At 72.2% G+C, this 1159-nt stretch carries 1 protein-coding gene; it reads right to left on the reverse strand.

The window, feature by feature from the left end; translation table 11 throughout:
* Positions 1 to 61: 61 nt before the first annotated feature.
* On the reverse strand, positions 62 to 1159 hold a 1098-nt coding region (locus I53_RS14500), incomplete at its 5' end, for an MFS transporter (protein ID WP_043351863.1).

Raw genomic sequence — 1159 nt, forward strand, 5'->3', positions numbered from 1 at the left:
CTGTGGTTAATCCCCGCTAAAGAGACAGTTTCCGCGCGCGTTCCCGTGTTGGGACACAGCCTCAGATCGCCTGTCCGGGCGTGTCCATGGGCCCGTGGCGGCGCGCGACCAGCAGGCAGAGCAGGGCCACCGGCACGCCGATCAGGGACGTGCCGACGAAGAACCACGTGAACCCGGTCCGCTCGATCACGAAGCCCGAGAACCCGGCGAGCAGGCTGCCCGGCAGGGCGCAGAGCGAGGTGAGCAGGGCGTACTGGCTCGCCGCGTGCGCGGTCGCCGAGAGCCGCGACATGTAGGTGATCAGCACGATCGACGCGAAGGCGTAGGCAAAGCCGTCGATCCCCACGGTCAGCGCGAAGGTCCAGAACGCCGCCCCGCCATGGCCGCCGTGCCACGCGAGATAGGCCAGCGCGAGGTGCGAGGCCGAGGCCGTCACGGTGCCGATCAGCAGGCTCGCCATCATGCCGATCCGCGGGATGATGGCGCTCGCCAGGAAGGTGCCGCCGAGCGCGATCCAGAAGCCGAACAGCTTCGTCACGGTGGCGATGTCGGTGTTGGAGTAGCCCAGCGTCTTGAACAGCGGGATCGCCATGGCGTTCGAGACGTAGCCGGGCATCCGGAAGCCCGCGACCAGCGCCAGCACCGGCACGGCCAGCGGCCCGAGCCGGGCGAGGAGGTCGCGGATCGGCGCCCAGACGGTCTCGACGAAGCCGCCGGTGGCGGGCGTCTCGGGGGCGGGGGGCTCGGGGGCGAGCAGGGCCGCGATCGTGCCGGGGGCCATCAGGGCCGCCATGCACAGGTAGGCGGCGCGCCAGCCATAGGCGTCGGACAGGTAGAGGGCGCCCGCCCCCGCCGCGAGGTTGCCGATCCGGTAGCCGATCTCCGACCACGACGACATCAGCGCCTGCCGCTCCGGGGGCGCGGCGGTGATGCGCCAGCCGTCGATCACCACGTCCTGGGTGGCGCCGGCCACGCCGAGCGCCAGGGAGAACGCCACCGTCCAGGCGAGCCAGTGGGCCGGATCGCCGAAGGCGACGCCCGCGAGCGCCAGGGCCACCAGGATCTGCGTGGCGACGATCCAGCCCCGGCGCCGCCCGAGCCAGCGGCCGATGAGCGGCGCGTCGTGGCGGTCGAGGAAGGGGGCCCAGAGGACTGAGCT

Source organism: Methylobacterium sp. B1, from assembly GCF_000333255.1.
In the GTDB taxonomy this organism is placed as follows: domain Bacteria; phylum Pseudomonadota; class Alphaproteobacteria; order Rhizobiales; family Beijerinckiaceae; genus Methylobacterium; species Methylobacterium fujisawaense.